This window comes from Roseobacter litoralis Och 149, from assembly GCF_000154785.2.
GTDB lineage: Bacteria > Pseudomonadota > Alphaproteobacteria > Rhodobacterales > Rhodobacteraceae > Roseobacter > Roseobacter litoralis.
In genome coordinates this window covers 1695359-1719875 of record NC_015730.1, presented here as the reverse complement: position 1 = coordinate 1719875, position 24517 = coordinate 1695359, and the positions used below count along the sequence as shown (strand labels likewise).

26 protein-coding genes and 1 tRNA gene are annotated in these 24517 nt (G+C 57.6%); 17 read left to right on the top strand and 10 right to left on the bottom strand.

All coding sequences use genetic code 11. From position 1 onward, the window contains the following. The first annotated feature begins 12 nt into the window (after window positions 1-12). Window positions 13-360 carry a helix-turn-helix domain-containing protein gene (locus RLO149_RS22875; RefSeq protein ID WP_013961594.1) on the top strand — a complete coding sequence of 116 codons (348 nt, stop codon included), beginning with the start codon at window positions 13-15 and terminating at the stop codon, window positions 358-360. Window positions 361-465: 105 nt separating this feature from the next. Here the strand turns inward: RLO149_RS22875 and RLO149_RS08100 are convergent, their stop codons facing one another. The 5 genes from RLO149_RS08100 to RLO149_RS08075 all read right to left on the bottom strand — a co-directional run bounded on the left by RLO149_RS08100 (window position 466) and on the right by RLO149_RS08075 (window position 5821). Then, window positions 466-1257: an alpha/beta hydrolase gene (locus RLO149_RS08100; protein WP_158308142.1), complete on the bottom strand. Its 792-nt coding sequence runs from the start codon at window positions 1255-1257 to the stop codon at window positions 466-468. 714 nt (window positions 1258-1971) lie between these two features. Further along, window positions 1972-2601, bottom strand: a complete 630-nt coding sequence (locus tag RLO149_RS08090; protein WP_013961591.1) for a histidine phosphatase family protein — start codon at window positions 2599-2601, stop codon at window positions 1972-1974. Window positions 2602-2696: 95 nt separating this feature from the next. Beyond that, on the bottom strand, window positions 2697-3350 hold the full coding sequence (locus RLO149_RS08085; RefSeq protein WP_148264325.1) for an alpha/beta hydrolase family protein: 654 nt from the start codon (window positions 3348-3350) through the stop codon (window positions 2697-2699). A gap of 325 nt (window positions 3351-3675) precedes the next feature. Further along, entirely contained in the window at window positions 3676-4425 is a 750-nt protein-coding gene (locus RLO149_RS08080; RefSeq protein WP_013961589.1) for an alpha/beta fold hydrolase, read from the bottom strand. Beyond that, window positions 4412-5821, bottom strand: coding sequence for a flavin monoamine oxidase family protein (locus tag RLO149_RS08075; RefSeq protein WP_013961588.1), 1410 nt, complete (start codon window positions 5819-5821; stop codon window positions 4412-4414). Before RLO149_RS08075 ends, RLO149_RS08080 begins: the two co-directional genes overlap by 14 nt. Window positions 5822-5901: 80 nt before the next feature. Between RLO149_RS08075 and RLO149_RS08070 the strand changes: the two genes are divergently transcribed. From RLO149_RS08070 to RLO149_RS08025, 9 genes are all read left to right on the top strand, one after another. Further along, window positions 5902-6492, top strand: coding sequence for a TetR/AcrR family transcriptional regulator (locus RLO149_RS08070; protein WP_013961587.1), 591 nt, complete (start codon window positions 5902-5904; stop codon window positions 6490-6492). Between the two features lie 1259 nt (window positions 6493-7751). After that, the gene (locus tag RLO149_RS08060) at window positions 7752-8615 is read left to right on the top strand and encodes a DMT family transporter (protein WP_013961585.1); all 864 of its coding nucleotides are present in this window, start codon (window positions 7752-7754) and stop codon (window positions 8613-8615) included. A gap of 133 nt (window positions 8616-8748) precedes the next feature. Then, window positions 8749-9876, top strand: coding sequence for an OmpP1/FadL family transporter (locus RLO149_RS08055; protein WP_013961584.1), 1128 nt, complete (start codon window positions 8749-8751; stop codon window positions 9874-9876). Window positions 9877-9983: 107 nt separating this feature from the next. Next, complete coding sequence (locus RLO149_RS08050; RefSeq protein ID WP_044025580.1) at window positions 9984-10895, top strand: DMT family transporter; 912 nt, start codon at window positions 9984-9986, stop codon at window positions 10893-10895. Between the two features lie 79 nt (window positions 10896-10974). Further along, window positions 10975-11823, top strand: a complete 849-nt coding sequence (locus RLO149_RS08045) for a hypothetical protein (protein ID WP_013961582.1) — start codon at window positions 10975-10977, stop codon at window positions 11821-11823. A gap of 91 nt (window positions 11824-11914) precedes the next feature. After that, window positions 11915-12832 (top strand): homoserine O-acetyltransferase MetA, encoded by a 918-nt coding sequence (gene metA, locus RLO149_RS08040; RefSeq protein ID WP_013961581.1) that lies wholly within the window; start codon window positions 11915-11917, stop codon window positions 12830-12832. Beyond that, window positions 12816-13796, top strand: a complete 981-nt coding sequence (locus tag RLO149_RS08035) for an alpha/beta fold hydrolase (protein ID WP_013961580.1) — start codon at window positions 12816-12818, stop codon at window positions 13794-13796. Before metA ends, RLO149_RS08035 begins: the two co-directional genes overlap by 17 nt. 48 nt (window positions 13797-13844) lie before the next feature. Beyond that, window positions 13845-14714, top strand: a complete 870-nt coding sequence (ppk2, locus tag RLO149_RS08030) for a polyphosphate kinase 2 (RefSeq protein WP_013961579.1) — start codon at window positions 13845-13847, stop codon at window positions 14712-14714. Beyond that, window positions 14707-15330 (top strand): TetR/AcrR family transcriptional regulator, encoded by a 624-nt coding sequence (locus RLO149_RS08025; RefSeq protein ID WP_013961578.1) that lies wholly within the window; start codon window positions 14707-14709, stop codon window positions 15328-15330. The genes ppk2 and RLO149_RS08025 overlap by 8 nt, the downstream gene beginning before the upstream one ends. A 228-nt stretch (window positions 15331-15558) precedes the next feature. Here the strand turns inward: RLO149_RS08025 and RLO149_RS08020 are convergent. Next, window positions 15559-15644 (bottom strand) — tRNA-Leu (locus RLO149_RS08020). Between the two features lie 181 nt (window positions 15645-15825). On the opposite strand from RLO149_RS08020, the gene RLO149_RS08015 reads away from it, so the two are divergent. Both RLO149_RS08015 and RLO149_RS08010 read left to right on the top strand, forming a co-directional pair. After that, complete coding sequence (locus RLO149_RS08015) at window positions 15826-16440, top strand: exopolysaccharide biosynthesis protein (RefSeq protein ID WP_013961577.1); 615 nt, start codon at window positions 15826-15828, stop codon at window positions 16438-16440. Continuing rightward, window positions 16425-16892: a disulfide bond formation protein B gene (locus RLO149_RS08010; RefSeq protein ID WP_245538139.1), complete on the top strand. Its 468-nt coding sequence runs from the start codon at window positions 16425-16427 to the stop codon at window positions 16890-16892. The genes RLO149_RS08015 and RLO149_RS08010 overlap by 16 nt, the downstream gene beginning before the upstream one ends. A 90-nt stretch (window positions 16893-16982) precedes the next feature. On the opposite strand, the gene RLO149_RS08005 is transcribed toward RLO149_RS08010, so the two are convergent. Together RLO149_RS08005 and dksA are read right to left on the bottom strand one after the other, a co-directional pair. Next, window positions 16983-18143 carry an FAD-dependent monooxygenase gene (locus RLO149_RS08005; RefSeq protein WP_013961575.1) on the bottom strand — a complete coding sequence of 387 codons (1161 nt, stop codon included), beginning with the start codon at window positions 18141-18143 and terminating at the stop codon, window positions 16983-16985. Window positions 18144-18216: 73 nt separating this feature from the next. Beyond that, on the bottom strand, window positions 18217-18639 hold the full coding sequence (gene dksA / locus RLO149_RS08000; protein ID WP_011568938.1) for an RNA polymerase-binding protein DksA: 423 nt from the start codon (window positions 18637-18639) through the stop codon (window positions 18217-18219). Between the two features lie 167 nt (window positions 18640-18806). On the opposite strand from dksA, the gene RLO149_RS07995 reads away from it, so the two are divergent. The 5 genes from RLO149_RS07995 to RLO149_RS07975 all read left to right on the top strand — a co-directional run bounded on the left by RLO149_RS07995 (window position 18807) and on the right by RLO149_RS07975 (window position 22691). Continuing rightward, window positions 18807-19646, top strand: a complete 840-nt coding sequence (locus RLO149_RS07995) for an AAA family ATPase (RefSeq protein ID WP_013961573.1) — start codon at window positions 18807-18809, stop codon at window positions 19644-19646. A 114-nt stretch (window positions 19647-19760) separates the two neighbouring features. Further along, window positions 19761-20216: a GNAT family N-acetyltransferase gene (locus RLO149_RS07990; RefSeq protein ID WP_013961572.1), complete on the top strand. Its 456-nt coding sequence runs from the start codon at window positions 19761-19763 to the stop codon at window positions 20214-20216. A gap of 328 nt (window positions 20217-20544) precedes the next feature. Next, window positions 20545-20712: a hypothetical protein gene (locus RLO149_RS07985; protein ID WP_044025253.1), complete on the top strand. Its 168-nt coding sequence runs from the start codon at window positions 20545-20547 to the stop codon at window positions 20710-20712. Between the two features lie 14 nt (window positions 20713-20726). Next, window positions 20727-21914 (top strand): vWA domain-containing protein, encoded by a 1188-nt coding sequence (locus RLO149_RS07980; protein ID WP_013961570.1) that lies wholly within the window; start codon window positions 20727-20729, stop codon window positions 21912-21914. 81 nt (window positions 21915-21995) lie between these two features. Continuing rightward, the gene (locus RLO149_RS07975) at window positions 21996-22691 is read left to right on the top strand and encodes a M48 family metallopeptidase (RefSeq protein WP_013961569.1); all 696 of its coding nucleotides are present in this window, start codon (window positions 21996-21998) and stop codon (window positions 22689-22691) included. On the opposite strand, the gene RLO149_RS07970 is transcribed toward RLO149_RS07975, so the two are convergent. Beyond that, the gene (locus RLO149_RS07970; protein ID WP_013961568.1) at window positions 22688-23227 is read right to left on the bottom strand and encodes an RSP_2648 family PIN domain-containing protein; all 540 of its coding nucleotides are present in this window, start codon (window positions 23225-23227) and stop codon (window positions 22688-22690) included. The genes RLO149_RS07975 and RLO149_RS07970 overlap by 4 nt on opposite strands. Window positions 23228-23231: 4 nt before the next feature. Then, the gene (locus RLO149_RS07965; protein WP_013961567.1) at window positions 23232-24455 is read right to left on the bottom strand and encodes an RSP_2647 family RNA methyltransferase; all 1224 of its coding nucleotides are present in this window, start codon (window positions 24453-24455) and stop codon (window positions 23232-23234) included. Window positions 24456-24517 lie beyond the last annotated feature (62 nt).

The window sequence follows — 24517 nt, the reverse complement described above, 5'->3', positions numbered from 1 at the left end:
AGGCAGTATCCAATGACCATGACGGCACCATCGCGCATCGCACAGGTCTGTAACAGGATTGAGGCGGACCTTGCAGCACCCTGGCGCACCGCAGACCTCGCGCGTGAGGCCGGAATGACGCATCATCACTTCCAACGGCAATTCGCAGCCTACACCGGCAAAACTGTGGCAGGTTACATTCGCAGTCGTCGGTTAAAGCGCGCTGCAATCCTGCTGCATGACATGCAAGCGCGTATAACTGACATCACGCTTAAAACCCTGCCGGTGACAGTGCTGGGCTGGCCTGTGGTCACGCTTCCCATCGGGCGGGACTCAAATGGTTGCCAATGGGTGCGCAATTGGTCGGTAAGCCGAGTTTAGACGGGCGCTTGCTGTCAATCTCGTCAAAAGTTCTGGCGGCACTTTTGTGATTGGGGTGAACCGGCCCAGGCATGCCTGCCGGGCCGGACATGCCGCATTATCTTGTCACAGCGAAACAGTACTCGGCACCGTGGCACTGGAAGCTTCTATCCAATCCGCCAGATCTCCGTACAGCTCCGCACTGTGCGGATCGTCAAGGAGCCAATGGCCACTTCGTGGATACATCCGAAACGTAGAAGGCACGGGCGACACCGAATAGTACTCCGCAATCCGCCGCACGACCGTCGCAGGCACCGCGCGGTCCCGACCGGCAGCAACGGTCAGCGTTGGGATGCGCAGGCTATCTGGCGCGATGTCGATGCCCTTGGTCATATCAGCAAAGAGCTGCCCGGGCTCGTAAACCATGTCACGCAATGCTCGATCTTGCCGACGTTTCGAAAGCGGGTAGAGAAGCACATCCCTCGCACCACGACGCCAAGCTTTGTGAAACCGCGCTGTGTCTCCGGAAAAAAGTACATTTGCGAAACACCAAAGCATCCAAGGTGATCGGTTCGGTATCGCCTTGGGCGGTGCCGGGGCGAGGAACACTGCCTTTGTGCAAAGACCCTCCGCTGCCACGATCTGCGCAATGAGCCCCCCCATGGAGTGACCAATTACGACAGGAGGTCGGCCTGTCCGCGACGTTGACGCCCGGCATAATGAGCGGACCTCCGAGACGAATTCGTCCAATCCCTTTGCAGGCGCTTTCAACTCGGACAGACGCTTTGGCCGATGCGCTTTGAGTAAGGTCGGCGCGTGACATATCATCCCTCGCGCGTCGAGGTAGGCTCGTAGCGGGTCCCAAACAGTGCCCTGACATCCCAGTCCGTGGACCAAAAGGACTTCATCCTGATGCATTAAGGCGCTTGAGGAACTCTGTGTTGCACACATTCTTGCCTATTTCCTTATCGAGATTGATTTTGGCGGCCCATGGCTTCTCGCCGCCCCTCTTCCGCTTCAAGCGTTCGCTCAGCGACCTCAATGGAATTTGGAGGATTGGATGCCGAACCAACAAGTGAACCTGATGCAGCGAAGGTTTTCCTGCCCGCCCCGTCGTCCGCAGCGACAGCTTCATACGTGTTGCCGTTCCGATTGCTTTGATCTCGTGACGCTTTGCTTGCCGCCTGCATTCGCCGGTATTTATGCTGTATTCGGCTCATCTGAGGCAAGGGTGGAAATGCTTTGCGGTATGACGCAAACGCTGGTCTTGTTACCGTCAAAATCTCGCAAAGCTCCGCCGAAAAACTGGCTGCCGAACGCCTCGGCCAAGCCGGTTCTTTCGGCGCCGAGGTCTACGAAACTGCGCACAATTAGTGCGGGTTTCTGCAGATCCACGCCCCCATTCCGCCGTTTCGAGGTGCTGCGGCATTGCCGTCGGTTGACGTGGTGACAGACAGCATCGGCTTTGTTGGATATTTGCGCCAAGCGATCGTGCAGTCGAGTGTTCAGGAGCGTTCTGCTCCGAACTGCGCCTCCGGCCTGTCACAGAACGCACCTGCTCTCTCCAGTATATCGGTGCCGGGGGTAATCTAGTCAACCATAACAGCTACCCGCCTGAATGCGGTTGGTGTGTCATGAGTGCCGCCGCTGTGTTTGTGTCGATCGGGTATCGTTGCGCATCACTGCAGCGGCCTCCATCGACCGCCAGTGATGGAGAACCTGTCGGCTGTCGATGTCAAAGGAAAACCAGTAACCGCCGCCGTTCGCTTGATCGTATCTTCGGTCGATCGGACGTTTGGCCAACGCACAGTAGAGCAGCGTGCCCACACCACCATGTCCGACAAACAGAACATCTCGGCCGCTGTGGTGCCACAGGAACTCAATGACCTCGCGCAGGATACGCGCCTGTGCATCCTTGGCCGTCTCCCAGCCGTGAAAGCTCTCATTTGGCCGTGCAAAGAAGCAATCAGCCGCCGCCTCAAACGCGGTCGGTGGAAGAAATCCGGTCGCGCTCCGGTCGTTTTCATGCATGTTCGGTCTTACGTCCACAGGACAGGCCCACGCTGCGGCGAGGGATGCGGCAGTCTCAAGTGCCTTCCGTTCAGTGCTGGTCACGATATGCGTCGTGTTCGGCCAAGGGCAGGCGCATGCAAGGTGCTCGGTTCGGTCACGACCGACCCGCGACAGCCCCCATTCAGGTATCGGGATGGTTTGATCTATCACGACCTGCGGGTGCGTCAGATATCTGGCAATTCTGTTCATCTTTCATTCCAGTCAATAGACCCAACAGCGCATTCTGTTGGGATTAAAAGCCACTCTCAAAGCCGGTCTGCCAACGGCCATGCGCATTGGCCTCTTTAAGGAGAACCGGCATCGATCCAGTCGAGCAACGGCCGCATCCACAAGGGATCAGCGGCATAGAACAGCCCGTGGCCTGAACCTTCGTGGAAGACCATCGATAGAGGGCTGTCGAGCTGCGGGTTGCGGTCAAACAACGGGGAACATGGGAAACCAAGGTCATCCGCAGTATCGGCCATCGACAGTACGCGACCCTCCAGACCGTCTCCAGACAGATCTTCCCCTGAGACGGCCTCGGCAATGCAACCGGCGAGAATCGCGTAGTTGACATCTGGCTCGTTCAGCTGTCGGGCCGCGCGAAGGGTCATGTATCCACCTTTGCTGAAGCCAACCACCGTGATGCTTTCCTCTGGGACGCCAGCATCTTGCAAGGCTTGGACATGCCCTACAATCGTGCCGACATAATCCAGCCCACCGGGGTCGCGCAGTTCTGCAATCACGACATGGCCCCGTGCCGAAAGGCCTTCCGTGATCTCTGCGAATTCATAAGGACCAAACCGTTCCGACACCGCCTTTGGACCTTCGTGCTCGATAATGCGTCCGTGAACGTAGATAATGTAGCGGGCGCTGGGGTTGATATGATCTGGCAGTCCGCGCAGCACGGTTTGCGCGGCTGCGGTCCCTGCGAGGGCCGATAGTGTTAAAGCAGCCACTGCGGCTAAATGCCGAACGCTGATATGTCTGTGCCGAAGTAAGTGTTTCATGGTTCTTTTCCATTTCTGGGGGGGGCGACAGGTGTGCCGCTCGGTTAACAAGATACCTGTTTAGTAAACGCGGCGCTTTTCCATTCATGCTTGTTTGCGAGAACCCGCGCCGATCTCAAAGCCGCATAGACACCGTTTAGTCCGGCAGGACCTTGCCGCGTCCGGGCGTTGGCTGCGTCCTCAATCGCTTTGCGTGATCGCGACGAATACAGCGACCGCGATGGCAACTAAAATAGCAAAGAAGGAGCGTTCTTTTCTCTTCATGGGAAGCCTTTCATTTTTTGTGTTTCTCATTCGAGCGGGTTCCGCTTCGAGTGCGGGCAAGGAACGTCTCGATTGTACGGCGCAGACCATCTGGATTGTCGATGTGCAGCATGTGCCCACCGTCAAGGGTCTCGAATTCGGCACCTTTGAGCGAATTTGCAATGAGGCGCGCACCCCGGTGCGTTGCCGTGTTTTCTGTTCCGACGATGACCAGTGTTGGCGTTGTCACCTTGGCCAGATGACGTCTTCCATCATAAAACCGGGCGGCATCAAAGGCGGCTACGATCTGGTCACGCTTCATTCGTGAAAGCCAGCGACGCGTTTCTTTAATGGCAGGGCGCGATTGCCCGGCACCTGCCATGCGCTCCAGCAAAAACCTCGGCAGATACTTCAGCACGGGGCGCGCAACAGGCGGGGCAACGCGTCCGATCCAACGGTCGCGCACTGTCGAGACCGCTTCGACCAGGATGAGCCCGCGCAACCGGACCGGGCTTCGCACCGCCAATTCAAGAGCGACCATACCGCCGAGCGAATGACCGACCAAAACCATATCGTCTTTCAGCAACGGACGCAGCCTTTCGGCGAAGCTTTCAACCGTGGGCGGCAGTGCCGCATGCGCAGTGCCGTGTCCCGGCAGATCAGGCGTCACCGATTGTGGAAGATCGGCGGTCAGCGGCTGCCACGTCTGGCCCGATAGCCCTGCCCCATGAATCCACAGGCTTTTGGCCCTCCGCAATACGCGGCATTCATCGGATTGCATATTGCTCCCCCTGCATTTTCAACGCGCGGACGATTCGTGCAGCGACGCGGCAACCACTCCGAATTGCCCCCTCAACATACCCTGCAAAGATGTCATCCAACTCGGCCCCGGCAAACTGAACGAACCCTTGCCATTGCGCCAAACGCGGAACGGTGTCAGGCGGTTGGTCATGCCCCACATGGGCGTTGTAGCCACCCCCACTCCATGGATGGTCCACCCATATTGCTTCATCCACATCGACCGGGTGGCCTGCAGGATCGCCCAACACCCGCGCAATATCGCCCAAAAGCAGAGCCTGTCGATGATCTTTGGATAAATTGGCACGCTTGCGCGCGACCGGCCCCCCCAAAAAGGCGGTCAGTTGAGGGTTGCCCCCGGTATCATAGCTGGTGTCGCGCACTGCCAAGCCCGCTGGCGACGCAAATGTAATTGCACCGCTATACCCCTTATGCCGCCAAAAAGGGCGATCATAGACCAGCCTCGTCTTGATCATGTCGCCCGCTGAGAAGGCAGATAAAAGTCGATCAAGCGCTGCGTGATCAGGCACGTCGATATGAATTTTGCGCGCGACGGTTGGTGGCACGGCGACAATCGCCTGCGATGCATGATAGGTTTTACCCTTGGCAGCAATCTCCAGCCCCTCCGGCGCGCAAGAGACACGGGAAACCGGCATGTTCAAAACCGGCTGGCATGACAGTTTTGACGCGAGCGCCTCGACGATCCGTGACATGCCGGCTGGAAATTGGAACTCTGCGTCCCCGCGTTCTGAGGCATAGGCCGCAAGGCCCGTTTTGACGGCCAACGTGCTCATCGCATCAGGATCAGCGCCATACTGCTCTGCAAGCATCGTGCGTGCGATTGCTTCATCTTCGGGACACAGCAGAAGCCGCTGGATAGCGGCCCCAAGACTGTCCTTTGGTGGCTTAATCCGGGTCGCCGCCAATGCCAGACCACGCCGCAACTCTCCCACATCCTCCCTCGGGCTTTTCCACCACCTGTAAAGCGAGCCGAGAGAGCGTACGATTTCCGGCGGGGATGCCCATGAGCGGATCGCATCGTTTATCAGGTTTTCTAAGTCTTCTGCCGACACAAGGTCGGTGCGCGGGAGAACGTCCCCGCCGACGCAGCACAGGTCGCACCCCGTGGACGAAACCGGAGACACATGCAGTTTTTCTTGCGCGGACAGCTCCCGCACCGCCGTCATGTCCCCATTGATCATTTGAGCACCTCGTTCGAAGGGAACCTGACCGGCATACGCCACGCTGTGAACGCGCCCGCCGATGCGGGATTGCGCTTCAAGCACGAGACACGACACACCAGAGGGTTCAAGTGCAGCAGCGGCGGCAAGATCAGCAGCCCCCGCCCCGACGATCAAAACCTTGACATCTTCGACCATATTTGACCCACTCAGAGCTGAGCAATCGCTCAGTTGAGCATTTGCTCAAATTCGTTAATGGTGTCAAGGGGGGGGGCAACATGAAGCGTTTGTCAGGTGAAGAACGTCGCGCACAAATCGTTGAAAGTGCCTATACAGTTATTCTCGAAAAAGGGCTGGCCGGAACCGCGACGCGAGATGTGACGCGCAAGCTCGGGGTCGGCTCGGGCCTGCTTCACCATTATTTCCGCTCTTGGGGAGATTTGCGTGCCGAGGTCGTAAAAACCTTCATCACCAAGGAAATAGAAGCATTGAAACACGCTCTGTCAGACTCCGCATCGGACAACATGTTGGAGCGTTTCATTGACTGGATGATCGCAGATCCTGAGTTCCGGTTCTGGCGGCTATGGCTTGATGCCATCGAGGAAGCGCGACGGGACCCCGAACTCGCAAGCATCGTGCAGGAAGGGCATGTGCAATGGCATGAAACGATCACAAAGCTCATCCGCCAGTCCGTCGATGCAGGGCTTGGAACGTGCGAAACTCCGGAAAACGCCGCATGGCGCGTTTCAGCGCTTATCGACGGCCTTATGGGAATGCTGGCGCTGGACGGTACGCCCCTGACAAAAGAGCTTGTCAAGAAGCTCCTACATGAGCAGGTCGCCATGGAACTCTGCCGCGACACACGGTAATCTCGCGACGTAAGGAAAACGCGCCAGTGTCCCCCGCCGTTCGTTTTCGCTAGCCCGTAGATCGCCACCATCGCAATCCGCGTCAGCTTTATCGGTGGTCTGGGTTGAGAACTGCATTTCACACAGGCCGATCAGGTAGCGCTTGATCGGGCGCTGATCGCTGAATTTCGCAACTTTGGGGCGCGCCCGGTCGGCAGTCGCCACCTCGGTTCGCCGCGGGTCGCAAAAGGGTACGGAATCTGAGGCCGCGAATACAGCCCTGAATACTGGCGACACGAAAGCGGCCTCGACAGGCTGGTCAAAGCCAATATGGGCTTCCTCAATAAAGAGGCCTTACAGGGTATCGCTGATACGCCCATGCGTGAGCAAATGGTCATGTTGAAAACTTGGACAATCACAGCCGACGCCTCCGGGCACGAGCCGATCTGTTTGCCAAATGGTATGCACCATCCTGTCGATGGGGGATGAAATTCCACCTGAAGAGTTCGAATCTTTTTGGAGCGCGATCCTGTGTGTGGTGACCAGTGGTCTAAGAACGTTGCAAGCCACAAAAATCGTAGCGGCACTGCCGCTTTCCGCTATGCGGGTATTCGCAGTCATTGAATTCATAAGGGCGTTGCACAAGGATCACGCCGTTCTCGAACCTGAGGGCCGCCGGGAACGGATATGGCAGCGCCTGCAGGTGATCTGGGCGCTACGCTTGCCTCACACCGAGGGGGCGCAAATCTTTCGAGACACACACAGTAATGGTAAGCGATGTTTGACTGGCACCCTTCTGTGGCTCAGCCTGGTGTTGATCCTGACCATCCGCCCCCTCACCTGTCCGCTCCCCCATCGGCAAGGTGCGTAGCCCTGATGCCCTCGAACGACAGATCGGCGAGACCTGCAAAACGGATCGCGGCATCGGCAGGGGATGATCGCTCTTGTTACATGAAAGCCGCATGGCAGTTCGCGTATTGTTTTCCTCCAAACAAATTGCCCTTCGCCATTTGTTTTGCGGGCAACGTCAGTTCATCCTGCATTCCATTCTCTCGACTCGATTATTCGTGTTGCCTACCGATAGCTCCCGAACGTAGGGTGCACGAGACCAGGACGAAAAATCCAATGAATTCATAAGCTGCCCGGTTTGACAGGCTCTTTGACGGTTAGTGCGAATGGAAAATACTTGTCGATCAATATCAAAATCTTGAAAAACGCATTGGGACCCGAGTGGAAATAGCAGCACAAGGAGCGGACGCGGTGGCTTCGGTTGTGCCGGTATGAGCGCGACACTGAAAGCCATGCTATGGATGTTTGGATCCATCGCGTCCTTTTCCACGATGGCCGTGGCTGGACGCGAAGTCGCGAGCGAGCTTGATACCTTTGAAATCATGATGTTCCGCAGCCTTTTCGGGGTGATCATCGTGCTGATCATCGCCGCATGGGCGGGCACGCTAAATCAAGTGAACACGGGCAATATGCGGCTGCATTTAGCGCGTAACCTCGCACATTTCACGGGTCAGAACCTGTGGTTTTACGCGGTCACGGTTATTCCGCTTGCACAGGTCTTTGCGCTGGAGTTCACCTCACCCCTGTGGGTTATCGTTTTGTCCCCGTTGATCCTCGGCGAAAAGCTCACCCTCATGCGGGCTGTGGCGGCCGTCATGGGATTTATCGGCATTTTGATTGTGGCCCGTCCCGATATGGCAGGGATCAACGGCGGTGTCGTGGCCGCCGCTTCCTGCGCGATTTTCTTTGCGCTCTCGATCATGCTGACCAAACGTCTGACACGCACTCAAGGCATCACCTGCATTCTGTTCTACCTCACCGCGATGCAGCTTATTTTCGGCATTATCGCCGCTGGGTATGACGGCGATATTGCCATGCCCTCTGTGCAAGCTCTGCCTTTGGTCATTCTGATTGGCGCGGCCGGTTTGCTTGCACATTTCTGCATGACCAATGCGCTGGCGCTGGCACCGGCAACCGTGGTCGTGCCCATCGATTTCATACGCCTGCCTGCCATCGCGATCGTCGGCATGTTGCTATACAACGAAGCGATTGATGTCTGGGTGTTCGCAGGTGCCGCCGTCATTTTTGCGGGCAATTATTTAAACATATGGTCCGAAACCCGTGTGAAAACCTGAACTGACGTTAGGTCACGGCTATTTTTTCCCCTGCGTCACCGATTGACCCATCACAATTACGTGCTTTATTGCGGCGATCTGCGTTAACATAACAGTAACCTTGAGCAGAAAGCATCTTCTGGGGAGGAGATTTATGAGAACCTATATTACGAGCGCGGCAGCCCTTTGTGTGGCTGCCAGCGGCGCATGTGCCGGTGCACTGGACCGTACCGGACAATCCGTCGACGTATTGTTTGAAGATGGTCGCTACCTGGAATTCAGCCTTGGCTATCTCTCACCCAGTATCACAGGCGAAAGCATTGCGACGGTTGGTGGTGCCCCCTTCCCCACGTTCCCTGCAGGTGGTCGCTCCGGCGATATTGGGCAAAGCAATTTCAATTTTGGCGCAGCCTACAAGGCAGACATCAACGAAACATGGTCTTACGCACTGATCATCGACCAGCCGTACAAGGCAGAAGTCGACTACCCTGACGGCACGGGTTATTTCGGCGAAGCGTCATTTGCCGAATTCAATTCCACTGCCATAACCGGGCTATTGCAGTATAACATGGCCAATGGCGTGTCCCTGTTCGGCGGTCTGCGCCTGCAAGAAAGTGACGCAAGCGCTGCCGTTGCATTTGCAGGCGGGTATGAAGTGTCTGCGGATGCGGACTGGGGGCTCGGATATGTCGCGGGTATTGCCTACGAACGCCCTGAAATCGCCCTCCGCGTGGCGCTGACATACAGCTCAGAGATTTCGCATGAAAATGACGTATCAGAGTCGTTCACTTCGCCATTTTTCACCGGCGGCGACAGCGTCGCCGAATTTGAGACACCCCAGTCGGTGAACCTCGAAGTGCAGACCGGTATTGCTCAGAACACGCTGCTGTTCGGCAGTGTGCGCTGGGTCGATTGGTCAGATTTCGACCTGTCTCCACAACAATACACGGCAACTTTTGGCCAACCGTTGTTGAGCTATGTTGAAGACACCGTCACCTATCGTTTGGGCATTGGCCAACGCATAAACGAAAATTGGTCGCTCGCTGCCTCCATCGGCTACGAAGAAAACACGGGCAACCTCTTTACCAACCTCGGCCCGGCAGATGGCGGCGAAAGCATCGGTCTGGCGGCGATCTACTCGCAGGGTAAATACGAAATCACCGCAGGTGTGCGCTATATTCGCATCGGTGACACAACGACTGCGGTTCAGGGAAACCCGGCGGCGGAATTCAACAATAACGACGTCATCGCTTTTGGGGTCAAGGTTGGATACCGTTTCTGATCTGAACTGACATTGCATTTGAACGCCCGCCCGGACATCCCGCGCGGGCGTTTTCTTTGCGCAGGATTCGGGTGGACCGTGGTCATGGCAATTTCTACGTTGCCCGCATGATTGAACAGAAAACCATCTCTGGCAGCGCATGGGTTGCGCTTGTTCTGCTTGGCACGATCTGGGGCGCATCCTTTGTCTCGATCCGCATCGCACTCAACGAAGTTGGGCCGCTTACGTCGGTTGCGCATCGCACGTTCTGGGCCATGCTGGTCCTTTGGGGTGTCGTCTTTGCCCTGCGCATCAAAATCCCGCGCGATCTCGCCGTCTGGCGCGCCTTTCTGATCATGGGCCTTTTGAACAACGTCATCCCGTTTTCGCTGATGGCTTGGGGACAATTGCACATCGAAAGCGGCCTGACCTCCATCCTGAATGCCGCGACGGCCATTTTCGGCGTGCTGGTCGCCGCTCTTTGTTTTGCCGATGAACGTCTTACGCTGCGCAAGGCTTTCGGCGTTGGGCTGGGATTCGTGGGGGTGGCGACGGCAATCGGCCTCGACAATCTGGCGCAATTCGATCTGCGTTCGCTGGCGCAGATTGCCGTGATTGCCGGAACGATTTCTTATGCGTTGGCAAGTGCCTGGGCGCGCAGCACGCTGTCCGGCCTGCCCCCGCAACTGGCCGCCGCCGGTATGCTGACAGGTTCGACGATCATCACCCTGCCCCTCGCCATGCTGTTCGAGGGCCCAATATCCTTGGCCTTGCACCCCGTCACGTGGCTCGCCATCGGGTATTATGCGCTGATTGGCACCGCAGGGGCGTATCTGCTCTATTACTTCGTTCTGCAGCGCGCAGGGAGCGGTAATCTCATGCTCGTCACGCTTCTTATTCCCCCGGTTGCTATCACGGCAGGCGCGCTCTTGCTGAATGAGACGCTTGCGCCAAATGCCTATGTGGGCTTTGCGCTTTTGGCGATCGGACTGGCGGTTCTGGATGGGCGGGTCTGGTCATGGCTGCGACCCGCCGTTTAGTACACAGCCGATTGATTGACGCCTCCGCGCGGCGGCGCTACCACAGGCGACAGGTTTTCAAGTCCCAAAGGGGCATCCCATGCTCTATTCTTCCGCGTCCGACTGGCACGCAGCCCCGCGCAAATCCGTTCTGGTCTTTGGCATGTCCGGACTTGGAAAAACGCATATGTCCAACCTGCTGCGCGCCAGTGGTTCATGGTTTCACTACTCCATCGATTACCGCATCGGCACGCGATATATGGGCGAATACATCGCGGATAATGCAAAACTCGAAGCGATGAAGGTCCCGTTCCTGCGCGATCTGCTGATGAGCGACAGTATCTACATTGGCTCCAACATCACCTTTGATAACCTGTCCCCGGTTGCCACCTATCTGGGCAAGCCCGGCAACCCGGCAAAATCAGGGCTGCCCTTTCAGGAATATGAACGCCGCCAAGACCAGTTCCAACGCGCTGAAATCGCCGCCCTGCAGGACACCGCGCATTTCGCAAAGCGCGCCGAAGACCTTTATGGCTATCCCAATTTCATCTGCGACACCGGCGGGTCCATCTGTGAATGGGTCGACCCGGAAGATGACGCCGACCCGCTGATGACTGAACTGGCAAATCATTGCCTGATGATCTGGATCAAGGGTGATGAAGCCCACACGCAGGAGCTGATCCGGCGCTTCGATCGCGCGCCCAAACCCATGGCCTATCAGCCGGCGTTTCTGACCCGTGTTTGGCGCGAATACCTTAGCGAAAAGAACTGCACCGAAACCGAGGTCGATCCCGATGATTTCATTCGTTTCACCTATGCAAAGGCCCTCGCCCACCGCCAGCCGCGTTATCAGGCCATGTCGCGCTGGGGCATCACCGTCACCGCCAGCGAGGTCAGTGCCCTGAAGACCCCGGATGATTTTTACGCGCTTGTCGCCAGCTATCTTTGAGCAGTTTCACTGCCTCGTGACATCGCGCCCCTTGAGAGTTTGACACACAGAGGTTACTTGCACTGCCTCATCCATCCAGCGGAAAGACCCCATGCCGATCAAGATACCTGCCGACCTTCCTGCCTATGACGTGCTGACGCGCGAAGGCGTGATGGTCATGGACCCGGATCAGGCGGCGCGTCAGGATATCCGCCCGCTGCGCATTGGGCTGTTGAACCTGATGCCCAAGAAAATTCAGACCGAGAACCAGTTTGCCCGCCTGATCGGCGCGACCCCCCTGCAGATTGAATTCAACCTGATCCGCATGTCCGAGCATCAGACAAAAAACACCGCCGCCGAACATATGGAGAGCTTTTACCGCCCCTTTCAGGACATCCGAGATGAGAAATTTGACGGGCTGATCATCACCGGCGCGCCCATTGAACATCTGGATTTTCAAGATGTTACCTATTGGGATGAGCTGCGCGAGGTTATGGACTGGACACAAACCAACGTACATTCCACCTTTGGCGTGTGCTGGGGCGGCATGGCCATGATCAATCACTTTCACGGTGTGCAGAAACACATGCTGGAGGCCAAGGCGTTCGGTTGTTTCAGGCATCGCAACCTTGCACCGGCGTCTCCCTACCTGCGCGGGTTTTCGGATGAATGCGTGATCCCCGTATCGCGCTGGACCGAGATGCGACAGAGCGAAATCGACGCCGCCGAGGGACTGAATACGCTACTGGGCAGTGATCAGGTCGGGCCGTGTCTGGTGCAGGACAAAGCGCACCGTGCGCTCTATATCTTCAATCACTTTGAGTATGACAGCGAAACGCTGAAACAGGAATATGATCGCGATGTGGCCTCGGGGACCGAGATCAACGTGCCGCTGAACTATTACCCGGATGATGACCCATCGCGTGCGCCGCTGAACCGCTGGCGCAGCCATGCCCATCTGCTTTATGGCAATTGGTTGACCGAAATCTACCAAGACACGCCCTATGACATTGATGCCATTGGCCGTTAAATCGCTCATTATCCTCACCCTGCTGTGCCTTGGGCTCGCAGCCCTTGTGCAATGGCGGGCAAGTGCACGCGAATCTGCGGTGGAGGCGCAATATCCACCCTCCGGTCAGTTTATTGATGTGGAAGGGACCAAAATTCACCTTAAGGTATCAGGCCAAGGCCCTGATATTGTTTTGATTCATGGGGCCAGCGGTAGCCTGCGCGATTTCACCTTTGATCTGGCTCAGCGGCTTGAAACGCGCTACCGCGTGATCGCTGTTGACCGCCCCGGCCTTGGCCGCTCCGAACGCCCGCCGGGGTATGGCGGGGTGTGGAACATCGCAGCCGAACCCCCCGCGCTACAAGCACAATTGTTGCAACGCGCGACGGATCAACTTGGCGTTAAAAACCCCATTGTGGTCGGGCATTCCTATGGCGGTGCCATCGCGCTGGCCTGGGCGCTGGAGCGGCCCGAGGACACCGCCGCACTGGTGCTGCTCGCCGCCGCGTCGAACCCGTGGGAGGGCGAATTGGGCTGGCTCTATCAAATCAATTCGACGCGATTGGGCAGCGCGATTGTTATCCCGCTGATCACGGCGTTTACACCGCATGCTGTCATCGAAAATACGCTGAGCGAGATTTTCGCACCGCAAGTCCCCCCGCCCGACTACATGGCGCATTTCGGGGCCGACATGACGCTGCGCCGCGCGACCCTGCGCGCCAATGCGCAGCAGGTCAACGCGCTGAAACCCTATGTCACCGAGATGTCCAAGCGCTATGACACGCTGACACTGCCCGTGGAAAGCCTGCATGGCACGCTGGACACGATCGTGCCGCTCACCACACATGCCACACCGCTGGCGCGTCAAATCAGCGGCGCAGTCCTGACGCAGATGGAGGGCATCGGCCACATGCCCCATCACGCTGATCCGCAGGCCGCTGTCGCCGCGATTGAGCGTGCCGCGACACGTGCCGGTTTGCGTTAACCCGATTAACATTCCATATAGACACCATGACTGACCTGCGGAGGATTCATGGATCTGCCTTTTGACGGTGCCATCAGCGCTTATTTCGAAAACGACGCGCCTACGGCTGTGCGCGATGCGATCCGCCGCGCAGATCGTGGCGACATCCTGTCGACCAGCTATCCTCATTCTGAACGCATGGCGCGCAAGCCCTATGAACGTGAACTTGCAGCACTGCAGATCGAACTGGTCAAAATGCAGGCTTGGGCCAAGGCCAGTGGTGCGCGAATTGCCTGCGTCTTTGAAGGGCGCGATGGCGCGGGAAAAGGCGGAACGATCAGCCGCTTTCGAACCAATCTCAATCCACGTGGGGCGCGCATTGCGGCATTGTCGACCCCTACGGATACCGAGAAAACACAGTGGTACTTCCAACGCTATATCCAACACTTGCCCGCCGGTGGCGAGATCACGTTTTTTGACCGCAGCTGGTATAATCGCGGCGTGGTGGAGCATGTGTTTGACTTTTGCACGGATGAGCAGCGCGCGCATTTCTTTGCACAAGTGACGCCCTTTGAACAAATGCTCGTCGAAGACAACGTACATGTGTTCAAATTCTGGCTCAATGTGGGGCGCGCAGAACAATTACGCCGGATGCTCAAACGCGAGCGCGACCCCCTCAAGCAATGGAAACTCAGCTGGATTGATGTGGAGGGTCTGAAGCGTTGGGACGCCTACACAAAGGCCATCTCGGAAACGCTGGAACGCACCGATCATCCGGATGTGCCCTGGACCGTGGTGCGGTCAGATGACAAGCGCCGCGCACGGTTGAACGTGATCCGCCGCGTTTTGCTTGGTCTGGAGTATACGCATAAAGACACCGCAGCACTTGGTGCTCTGGATACATCAATTTGCGGCGGTCTGGACGTCTGGCATGCCTAAACGCGGATACCACCACGGCAATCTGCGTCAGGCACTGGTGGATGCGGCCCTGCAGTTGATTGAGGCGAAAGGTCCGACCGGGTTCACCCTGTCAGAGGCCGCAAAACAGGCAGGTGTGACACCCGCCGCCGTCTACCGTCATTTTGAAGGTCGCGATGATCTGATCGCGGAGGCCGCGCGCCAAGGCTATGAAATCTTTGCTGATTTGATGGAGTTTGCCTATCAAAAAGGGCAGCCTTCAGCGCTTGCCGCCTTTTCAGCGACGGGTCGGGCCTATCTGGCTTTTGCGCGCAAACATCCCGGTCACTATATCGCCATGTTTGAAAGCGGAATTTCAGTGAACCGCACGGTCGAACTGGCAGCTGTTTCCACCCGCGCCAACGCCGTCATGGAAAAAGCAGCGGCAGACCTCAGCGAGCATATTCCAATGGATAAACGCCCACCTGCGTCGATGTTTTCAGCGCATATCTGGGCGCTGAGTCACGGGGTTGTCGAACTCTTTGCACGAAACTCGCCCGGTCGCGCCTCACCGTTTCCAGCGGATGAATTGCTCGAAACCGGCATCGGCATTTACCTGCGCGGTCTTGGTCTGATCAAGCCAGACCAGTCAGATTAGCACCTGCAATGCACCATATGTGGATTTGAGCGCATCCCAGATGATTTCTGGCCCAGCAGTTCAGCCCACGATACGGCACAATCTGCAGGCAGGCTAAAAACCTTCTGAGCTATGGCGATAACGGGGATGCTTACATTGTACGTTGAGGCGGTCGGGAGAACGTCATTCCCCCAATCGGCCCTCCACCCCTCTAAACCACTACAAAGCAATAATTCAGAGGGGTAAGGCTGGTACCCAAGGCCGGACTCGAACCGGCACAACCGTTAGGTCGGGGGATTTTGAATCCCCTGCGTCTACCATTCCGCCACTTGGGCAACGATGGTGTCTTTACCCAAGCTTGTGCAGGACGTCCAGTCCAAAGAGTCTTTCCTGATCGCTAAACGTCACTGCAATCGGCGCGATGTTTTTCCCGCGCTGGCGCAGATGTCTTCAATTTGGTACGCGGAGCGACAACTACCGTGGAATCAATTGACCCACCCCCAAGGAGAGACGCACATGACGGCCCGCGCCATGAACGAAACAGCGATTTCGGACCGGCTCAGCCAATTGGCGGAGAGCGCGCAAGGCGACACGGTTTCGCTCGACTGGATTCTGAGCCAGCTTCATGAACGCGCCTTTGGTCTTTTTCTTCTGGTGCTTGCCCTGCCCTGTTGCATTCCATTCCTCTACGGGATCCCGCAGATTGTCTCACTGCCCTTGATGTTTGTATCAGCACAGATCCTATTCGGGCGTCAAACCCCATGGCTGCCGGCGCGGCTGGCCACGCGCCGCGTCTCGGTAGAGGGACTGCACAACCTGTCACGCCGCGCGGGTCCCTCCCTGCGTCGGATCGAAGCCATCAGCCGCCCGCGGCAAGCCCAGCTGACGCGCGCGCCTCTCGACCGGGTCGTGGGCCTTGCTCTGGTGCTGTTCAGCGCCTCGATCCTTGTTCCGCTCCCAGGAACCAACACAGTGCCCGGCTTCGCGGTTGTCCTCATCTCGATGGGTCTTTTGCAGCGTGATGGCATCCTCGTGATCTTTGGCTTTGTCCTCGGAACCGCGTGGATTGCGACCCTGATCTTTGCAGGCGCAACATTGGTGAGCTTGATAAAGACGTGGATGGGGTTTTGAACGGCGCGCGGCTCGCCAGCCTCGCCGCACTCGGGTCTGCGGCATTGCTCGCAGGCGCCTTCCTGTTTCAAGCGCTTGGCTATGCCCCCTGTCAGATGTGCATCTGGCAACGCTATCCTCACGCGCTGGCCATGGCCATCGGCCTCATTGCACTTGCGATCCACCACAAAGGACTGCGGCTCGTCGGGGCGGCGGCCACGCTGACAACATCCGCAATCGGCTTTTACCACGCCGGGGTCGAACAAGGATGGTGGCAGGGTCCGACAACCTGCAGTTCGACCCCGATCGGCGACATCAGTGCCGACGCATTGCTCGATCAGATCATGAACGCACCACTTGTGCGCTGCGATGACATCCCGTGGGAAATGTTCGGGCTCAGCATGGCCGCATGGAATGGCATCCTGTCTCTCGCCCTGGCGGCTCTTTGGCTCACCGCCTATCGGCGCGCCTGACCCTTAAGCGCTGACGCCCGATGCGCGCCAGTCCGGGCAGCGCCCGGACTCTCAGTATGAAATGCGCCGGCGTGCCGGCGCTCCGCTGGATCACTCCGACGTCCCGGTCACATCATACCCATAGAGCCAATCAAACTGCGACATCATCAGACCCGGCGCTAATGTTGATCCCAACGTCAGCGCGCGGTGTGCGGCCCAGCGAAACGGGCCGGGTCGCAGGTGGTACTTCCACGCGTTGCCTGTCGCTGCGGCAATGACCTTTTCCACGCGCGGTTTGCGCCGCGCCTGATAGCGCGCCCAATCTGCATCCTGCGTTGCGACCTCAGCCAGCACCCAGGCGTCCTCCAGGGCCATATTCGCCCCCTGCGCCAGAAACGGCAGCGTGGGATGTGCGGCATCCCCCAACAAAATGGTTCCCTCTTTGTGCCATGTCTGCGCCACAGGATGGCGAAACAGCCCCCAAAGATTGACTGTTTCGACACGGCTCAAAACGTCCTTCACCGGCCCGTCAAAGTCACAAAATGCATCGAGCAGGTTTTGCGGATCATCGGTGTGATCCCACCCTTCCGCCGCCCATGCCTGTCGCTCTTGAACGGCCACGATATTGATCAATCCGCCGGCGCGCAGCGGATAGCGCACGATATGCCGCCCCGGTCCCATCGTAACTGTCGCCTGTGGCGCTGACGGCAGGCCAGAGGCTGGCACCGTGGCCCGCCACGCCACCTGCCCCGTGAAGAATGGCGCGGATGATCCATGAAACGCGGCGCGACCCACTGAATGAAGTCCGTCTGCACAAACCACCAGTGGTGCCTGCAACTGGCCTCCGTCGCCAAAATGCACCTCAGACATCGCACCTGGATTGTGAGCAACGACCCTGCGCCCCAACTCAATGATGACACCGGCCCGCTGCGCAGCCGCCAGCAGGCAGGCCACCAGATCCACCCGGTGGACAAAAAGATACCGCTGCCCGCTTAGCCGTGTCAGATCGAGCCGCGCAACTTGTCGTCCGCCCAGATGGTTTTCAAGGATCACTTCCTGTGCCTGCACCGCCCCCGTCTGATCCAGGGCAGCCTCGACGCCAAGCGCACGCAGCACAGCCAGCCCGTTCGGACTGATCTGCAGTCCTGCGCCCACTTCCGCGATCTCTGTCGCTTGCTCAACCAGCGTAACCGCCACGCCACGCTGCGCCAAAGCAGTGGCGACAGCCAACCCGCCGATACCGCCCCCAACCACTATTGCAGTGCCTGTCATGCAAGGCTCTCCCCCAAAAAAAATGCCGAAGCATTTGCTCCGGCATATTTAAAACAAAGCGATGATCAGATGATCAATCGTCGCGATGCACTTTCTCACGACGCTCATGGCGTTCTTGCGCCTCAAGGCTCATGGTTGCAATCGGACGCGCATCCAACCGCTTCAGAGAGATCGGCTCGCCCGTGACGGAACAATAGCCAAACTCGCCCTCATCAATCCGACGTAGCGCGCCATCAATCTTGCTGACCAATTTGCGCTGACGGTCGCGTGTGCGCAATTCCAGCGCGCGGTCCGTTTCTTCGGATGCGCGGTCGGCAACATCGGGAATATTGCGCGTGCCGTCCTGAAGCCCTTCGATCGTGTCCTTACTGCCCGCCAAAAGCTCGGCCCGCCAGTTCAGGAGTTTTCGCCGAAAATACTCAACCTGCCGTTCATTCATGAACGGCTCGTCTTCGGCCGGGCGATAATCGTCCGGCAAAAACACTTCTTGCTTCATTTGTTTCCCCTCAACGTGGTTCAAGTCGTCCATACGTACCGAGTCCTTTGGCCGAGATGCCCCTCACGCGAGCGTCTACCCCACAGGCTGCGAATTGTCACTACACAATCGCTAGGTTTTCTGTCTAAAAGGACCTGAGCAAAACGCGGCAAGAGGTTGACAAGAGCATGAAATTCCAAAGCACGGATGATTACGTGGCAACCGACGATCTGACGATTGCGGTTAATGCGGCGGTCACGCTCGAACGCCCGTTACTCGTTAAAGGCGAACCCGGCACCGGCAAGACCGAACTTGCCCGTCAGGTCAGCCAGTCGCTGGGCCTGCGGATGATCGAATGGAACGTCAAATCGACGACCCGCGCGCAACAGGGACTCTATGAATATGACGCGGTCAGCCGCCTGCGTGATAGCCAGTTGGGCGAAGAGCGCGTACATGACGTCAAGAACTACATCCGCAAGGGCAAGCTGTGGCAGGCCTTCGAGGCGGGTGAAAAGGTCGTTCTGCTGATCGATGAGGTAGACAAGGCCGACATCGAGTTCCCCAACGATTTGCTGCAGGAACTCGATAAAATGGAATTCTTTGTCTATGAGACCGGCGAAACCATTTCGGCGCGCCACCGTCCTATCGTCATTATTACATCCAACAATGAAAAAGAACTGCCGGATGCGTTTTTACGCCGCTGCTTTTTCCACTACATCCGGTTTCCCGATCCGGAAACCCTGCGCAAGATTGTGGAAGTGCATCACCCCGGCATCAAGGATGCCTTGCTCACCACTGCGTTGACGCAATTCTATGAAATTCGCGAACAGGCGGGGCTCAAGAAAAAACCGTCCACCTCCGAGGTACTGGATTGGCTTAAACTGCTGTTGGCCGAAGACATGACAGCGGCAGATCTCAAGTCATCGGGCACGAATGCCCTGCCCAAGCTGCATGGCGCACTGTTGAAGAATGAACAGGACGTCCACCTGTTTGAGCGGCTGGCCTTCATGGCACGCAGCGGGCGCTAGCATAGCCGACGCTAAAATTTCCCTCGAACCGGCGCATTTTTCGCGCTAGCCTGTGGATAACGTGTGGCACAAAGACCGCCGACTCCAATCATCCAAAGGCTGGCAGAAACGAACATGTCGAAAAATCCGTCCGCGACCCTGCGCGCTTTGCGTCCAGACGATAAACCCCAATGGGCGCCTTTGTGGCGCGATTATCTCGCGTTTTACGAGGCCACGCGGCCCCCGGAAATCTATGATCTCTATTTCGACAGGCTGATCGGCACCGATCCGCAGGATTTCAATGCGCTGGTCGCCGAGGTCGATGGCAAACTTGTGGGCCTTGCGCATTATCTGTTTCACCGCCACGGCTGGTCGGAGGAAAACACCTGTTACCTGCAGGACCTTTACACCGCGCCTCAGGCACGCGGCAGGGGCCTTGGGCGCGCGCTGATCGAAGCGGTCTATGCGGATGCCGACGCGGCAGGCGTGCCGAGCGTCTATTGGCTGACGCAGGATTTCAACACACAGGCGCGCCACCTTTATGACCGCATCGGGGCGAAAACGCCTTTCATCAAATACGCACGCAAGTGAAAATCCGGGCGGTCCTCTTGCTGGTTTTCTACTCGCAGCCTGCGCGCCGGTCGCACGCGATGGCGTGACCTCGCGCAGGATCGCACAAAACGCGGTGCTTCTTGCGAGCCTGCAACTTTTACGTGCCGAGGCATTGCAGGCCGAAGGACGCGCCGGCGAAGCAGATGCACTGCGACTGGACAGTCCTAGATGAGCGCGTTACGGATTTGCAGCGGATTGGGCCGTTCACAGCAAACTGCGGGAAATCGCAACGCTAAGGTCGGCAAGACCTCCAGACTGACGACCCATACCGCGCAAATTTCCCCGATTGGGATATGAGAGAGAAGACATGATCATTATTTGTGGCACACTCCTGGGCGCCATCATCGGCGGGAATACGGCGCGGCGCCGCAAGGGCAACCGATTGGACATCGCCCAATATGCAGCGGGTTACGGCATGGCCTTTCTTATTGTCAGTATGATCATAACCGTCATATTGGACCGGACCGTCATCTAACCGAGGCACGTGCGATGTTTCTGCCCTTCTTTGATGCGCTTCGCAAAAACGCGGTGCCGGTGTCCTTGCGCGAATTCCTGTCCTTTCTCGAAGCGATGAAAGCGGGTCTTGCGACCTATGACGTTGAGGCGTTTTATTATCTCGCGCGGCTCACGCTCGTCAAAGACGAACGCAACATCGACAAATTTGACCGCGCCTTTGCCGCTGCCTTTTCAGGGCTGGAGAGCATCCCCGATGACGTCGTGCTAGAGGCGGTCGATATCCCGCACGCGTGGCTTGAAAAGATGGCGGAAAAGCATCTCTCAGACGAAGAGAAAGCTGAAATTGACGCTTTAGGTGGCTTTGACAAACTTATGGAAACGCTGAAGAAACGTCTAGAAGAACAGAAGGGCCGGCATCAGGGGGGCAACAAATGGGTCGGCACGGCGGGCACCTCGCCCTTTGGGGCTTATGGCTACAACCCGGAGGGCGTGCGCATTGGCCAGGACGGCTCACGGCATCAGCGGGCGGTCAAGGTCTGGGACAAGCGCGAGTTTCGCAATCTGGACGACACGGTTGAGATCGGCACGCGTAACATCAAGGTGGCGCTGAAACGTCTGCGCCGTTGGGCCCGTGATGGCGCGCATGAAGAACTTGATCTGAACGGCACCATCCGCGCCACCGCCGAACACGGCTATCTGGATGTCAAAACCCGCCCCGAGCGGCGCAATGCGGTCAAGGTTTTGCTGTTTTTGGATGTAGGTGGATCAATGGACCCCCATGTTCGTGTCGTTGAGGAGTTGTTTTCGGCGGCGCGCGCGGAATTCAAGCATATGGAATATTATTATTTCCATAACTGCCTTTATGAAGGCGTGTGGCGCGACAACCGGCGCCGCTGGGATGCGCAGATCGACACCCATGAGGTGTTGCGCACCTATGGGCCTGATTACAAATGCATATTTGTCGGTGATGCCTCCATGTCCCCCTATGAGGTTGCCTATCCCGGTGGCGCGTCAGAGCATTGGAATGCAGAAAGCGGTGCAACCTGGCTGGCGCGCACGCGCGATCAGTGGCCAAGCCTTTTGTGGATCAACCCGGTTCCGGAGCGGTATTGGCCCTATACGCAATCCATCGGCATGGTTCAGGAAGTCATCGGATCGGATGCGATGGTCCCGATGACCTTGTCCGGTATTGAGCGTGGTATGAAAGTGCTTGGGCGCTGAACGTTCAAATGTTCGGGATTCTTTGGCAATTGATCCGGCAAAAAGCTTGTCCAAACGCGGTGCGGGCACCATATATTGAGCATGTTGAAACTAACGCCGATCCTGCTCGCCATTATGTATGGCCTTGTGATGTACCGCTTTTCGGCGTGGCGCACGGCCAAGGCGCTGGACACGCAGTCCACCGAACTGGCCGATCCCATGCTGAAAGTCATGACAGACCGCATGGCAGCCGCCCTCGGGATCGACCGCATCAAAGTGCATATCTACGAGATTGATCCGGTCAACGGGCTGGCCGCACCCGATGGGCGTATTTTCATAACACGCGGGTTTTACAACAAATTTCGCGCAGGCGACGTGACCGCTGATGAGATGGCCAGCGTAATCGCGCATGAATTGGGGCATGTCGCGCTCGGGCATTCTCGTCGCAGGATGATCGATTTTTCTGGCCAGAATGCGCTGCGAACGGCCCTTGCCATGGTTATTGGCCGGTTCATTCCGGGCGTCGGACCGCTGATTGCAGGGGCTTTGACGTCTCTGGTGGCAGCACGTTTGTCACGGTCGGACGAATACGAAGCGGACGCCTACGCCGCGGCCCTGCTGACCAAGGCTGGCATTGGTGTTGATCCGCAAATTTCCCTGTTTCGCAAGCTGGAAAAGCTGACGGCTTCAAAGGGCGGCACCGCTCCTGCATGGTTGCTCAGCCATCCGAAAACCGAAGAACGGATCAAGGCGTTGGAGACATTGCGCCTGCAATGGGAAACACCGCAACTGACTTAGGACAGAGCCTTGGCCACCTGCGGCAGCCGCGCTTTTTTTAGCAATGCGCGGATGTCCCAGTCTTTGCCAGATAATGCCCGCGCTGTGTCCAAAACGTGCTTTCCTGCCGCTTCCACAAGGTCCGGGTCATTCAACCATAACCCGTATAAAAACCGATCCGGGTCCAACCGCTCCAATCCCTCTTCTGCCAGAAGTCCGCGCGGGAAATCCTTTGCGTTCAGCGTCATAATGGCATCCGACGATGATGCAACTGCAGCAGCCAACACATGGATATCATTTTCATCCGGCAGCCAGAGCCTCGCGGTCAGACCTTCAGGCACGGGCACGCAGGCAGAGGGAAAGCCCGCCTTAACAAGCGCGATTTCCGACCGCGCCTGTATCTCTCCCTCAGGGCCAAGTTTGCGCGCTGCCCGCGCCCATTCCTCGAGGATGCGTGCAGACCACACAGGGGTAAATGCGCCCGCGCGCGCCGTCTGCAATACCATTTCGCGCATCACTGTCGGATAGAGCACGCAGGTATCGATCAGGATTTTCATTGCTTCAAAGCTGAAAGAAAATAGACTTCAGATATCCGCTTTCTGCCAACTGCGGCAGCTGTGGGTGATCTGGTCCTGCAAACCCGGTGTAAATAAGCGATCCGCGACGGCCTGACCGGCCAATGCCACGCGCACAGGCCGCGCGGAAAGCAGATAAATCCGCCGCATGCGAACAGGAACACAGGCCAAGAGTACCGTTTTCCGCCACCAGCGTCGCGGCCAATCGCGCGACCCGTTCATAAGCACGCAAGCCCGCATCCACCGATGGTTTTGATGGCGCAAAGGCCGGCGGGTCACAAATCACCAGATCAAAACGCGCGCCCTCTTCCGCGAGCACCGTTAAGACCTCGAATGCATCCCCCTGACGCGTTTGAAAGCGACCCTCACACCCGGACGCCTTTGCACCCTCCTCGGCCAGCGCCAAAGCAGCGGCGGATCCATCCACGGCAAGGGCACTCTGCGCGCCTGCCGCCAGTGCGGCCAGTGAAAAGCCACCCACATGGCTAAAGACATCCAAAACCCGCGCATCGCGCGCCAGCGATGCCGCAAAGGCATGATTTGCCCGTTGATCCAGATAGAGCCCGGTTTTTTGCCCGCCGGTCAGATCGGCCATGTAGACCGCATCATTCATCGGGACGGTTATGGGACCCTCCGGCGCGCTGCCGTGCAAAACCGCACTCGCATCGTCCAAGCCCTCCAGCGATCTTGTACGACCGCTTGCGTTTTTTAAAACGTGGCTCACACCGGTCACGGCCACCAAAGCATCGGTCAGCTCATGCAAGAGCGTCTCTGCCCATGCTGCATTTGGCTGCACAACACAGATGTCGCCGAAACGATCAATCACAACGCCCGGCAATCCGTCCGCTTCCGCGTGAACAAGCCTGTAATAGGGCGCGTCGAACACTCTCTCACGCAGATGCAACGCTTTGCGCAACCGCGTCTCGAACCATGCCACGTCAATCGTGGCCTGCGGGTCGCGGTCAAGCATCCGGCATATGATCTTGGAGTCCGGGTTGAGTGCGACAAGGCCCAACGGCACGCGCCCGTCGTCCTCAAGAACAGCAAGCGTTCCGGCGGGTTTCGATCGCGTGCGTCGGTCGGTGACCAACTCATTGGCGTAGACCCAAGGGAAGCCATGGCGGATTGCGCGCGCATTTGCTTTCGGTTTCAGCCGGACAGTGGGTAAATCACCCACCGGGGCTGAGCTTTCAGAAATTGATGTTGTCATAGCGCCCTGCTCTAATGCCTTCGCGCACAATGTGAAAGCCGCAAATGGCATAGCTTCATTTT

Coding starts and splice junctions, on each gene's coding strand:
- RLO149_RS22875 (WP_013961594.1), top strand. CDS start 13: ATGACCATGACGGCACCATCGCGCATCGCACAGGTCTGTAACAGGATT.
- RLO149_RS08100 (WP_158308142.1), bottom strand. CDS start 1,257: ATGCATCAGGATGAAGTCCTTTTGGTCCACGGACTGGGATGTCAGGGC.
- RLO149_RS08090 (WP_013961591.1), bottom strand. CDS start 2,601: ATGAACAGAATTGCCAGATATCTGACGCACCCGCAGGTCGTGATAGAT.
- RLO149_RS08080 (WP_013961589.1), bottom strand. CDS start 4,425: ATGCAATCCGATGAATGCCGCGTATTGCGGAGGGCCAAAAGCCTGTGG.
- RLO149_RS08075 (WP_013961588.1), bottom strand. CDS start 5,821: ATGGTCGAAGATGTCAAGGTTTTGATCGTCGGGGCGGGGGCTGCTGAT.
- RLO149_RS08070 (WP_013961587.1), top strand. CDS start 5,902: ATGAAGCGTTTGTCAGGTGAAGAACGTCGCGCACAAATCGTTGAAAGT.
- RLO149_RS08060 (WP_013961585.1), top strand. CDS start 7,752: ATGAGCGCGACACTGAAAGCCATGCTATGGATGTTTGGATCCATCGCG.
- RLO149_RS08055 (WP_013961584.1), top strand. CDS start 8,749: ATGAGAACCTATATTACGAGCGCGGCAGCCCTTTGTGTGGCTGCCAGC.
- RLO149_RS08050 (WP_044025580.1), top strand. CDS start 9,984: ATGATTGAACAGAAAACCATCTCTGGCAGCGCATGGGTTGCGCTTGTT.
- RLO149_RS08045 (WP_013961582.1), top strand. CDS start 10,975: ATGCTCTATTCTTCCGCGTCCGACTGGCACGCAGCCCCGCGCAAATCC.
- metA (WP_013961581.1), top strand. CDS start 11,915: ATGCCGATCAAGATACCTGCCGACCTTCCTGCCTATGACGTGCTGACG.
- RLO149_RS08035 (WP_013961580.1), top strand. CDS start 12,816: ATGCCATTGGCCGTTAAATCGCTCATTATCCTCACCCTGCTGTGCCTT.
- ppk2 (WP_013961579.1), top strand. CDS start 13,845: ATGGATCTGCCTTTTGACGGTGCCATCAGCGCTTATTTCGAAAACGAC.
- RLO149_RS08025 (WP_013961578.1), top strand. CDS start 14,707: ATGCCTAAACGCGGATACCACCACGGCAATCTGCGTCAGGCACTGGTG.
- RLO149_RS08015 (WP_013961577.1), top strand. CDS start 15,826: ATGACGGCCCGCGCCATGAACGAAACAGCGATTTCGGACCGGCTCAGC.
- RLO149_RS08005 (WP_013961575.1), bottom strand. CDS start 18,143: ATGACAGGCACTGCAATAGTGGTTGGGGGCGGTATCGGCGGGTTGGCT.
- dksA (WP_011568938.1), bottom strand. CDS start 18,639: ATGAAGCAAGAAGTGTTTTTGCCGGACGATTATCGCCCGGCCGAAGAC.
- RLO149_RS07995 (WP_013961573.1), top strand. CDS start 18,807: ATGAAATTCCAAAGCACGGATGATTACGTGGCAACCGACGATCTGACG.
- RLO149_RS07990 (WP_013961572.1), top strand. CDS start 19,761: ATGTCGAAAAATCCGTCCGCGACCCTGCGCGCTTTGCGTCCAGACGAT.
- RLO149_RS07985 (WP_044025253.1), top strand. CDS start 20,545: ATGATCATTATTTGTGGCACACTCCTGGGCGCCATCATCGGCGGGAAT.
- RLO149_RS07980 (WP_013961570.1), top strand. CDS start 20,727: ATGTTTCTGCCCTTCTTTGATGCGCTTCGCAAAAACGCGGTGCCGGTG.
- RLO149_RS07975 (WP_013961569.1), top strand. CDS start 21,996: ATGTTGAAACTAACGCCGATCCTGCTCGCCATTATGTATGGCCTTGTG.
- RLO149_RS07970 (WP_013961568.1), bottom strand. CDS start 23,227: ATGAAAATCCTGATCGATACCTGCGTGCTCTATCCGACAGTGATGCGC.
- RLO149_RS07965 (WP_013961567.1), bottom strand. CDS start 24,455: ATGACAACATCAATTTCTGAAAGCTCAGCCCCGGTGGGTGATTTACCC.